Genomic DNA, 646 nt, shown 5'->3' with positions numbered 1-646 from the left:
CTGGACGGCACGCATCCGGCCAGGGACGGTCGCGGCAGGGCGCCTTCGGACGGCGCCGTTACGTGCTGCTCTGCCTCGCGCTGTCGGTGCTGGAGACGGCTGACGCGCAGATCACCCTTGGTCGGCTCGCGGAGGGGATCATCGTCGCGGCCAGCGAACCGGAGCTGGCGGACGCCGGCATCGCGTTCACCCTCAGCCGCCGGGACGAACGCTCCGACCTGGTCGCGGTGGTCCGGCTGCTGCTCACCCTCGGGGTGCTGGAACGGGTCGCCGGCGACGAGGACGCCTACCTGACCGCTACCGGCGACGTGCTCTACGACGTGCGTCGCCGGATTCTGGCGGCGATGCTCACCGGCGCCCGGGGCCCGTCCACGATCGACGCCACCGACTTCGAACGGCGGTTGGCCGAGCTGACCTATGAGCCGGTCGCCGACACCGACGATCTGCGTAATCGGGCGCTGCGCCACCGGCTGACCCGCCGGTTGCTGGATGATCCGGTCGTCTACTACGACGAACTCGCCGAGGACGAGCGCGTCTATCTGGTGAGCCAACGCCATGCGATCACGCGGCGGATCGAGGAGGCCACCGGCCTGATTGCCGAGATGCGCGCCGAGGGCATCGCGATGGTCGACCCCGATGACGAGCT

1 pseudogene is annotated in these 646 nt (G+C 70.3%); it reads left to right on the top strand.

The features are described from left to right. A pseudogene (locus U9980_RS07675) lies at positions 1-646 on the top strand (TIGR02678 family protein); the annotation flags it as partial.

Source organism: Protofrankia sp. Cr1 (assembly GCF_963555865.1).
In the GTDB taxonomy this organism is placed as follows: Bacteria; Actinomycetota; Actinomycetes; order Frankiales; family Frankiaceae; genus Protofrankia.
The sequence above is the reverse complement of the archived record's forward strand: the minus strand, read 5'-3'. Positions and strand labels throughout refer to the sequence as shown.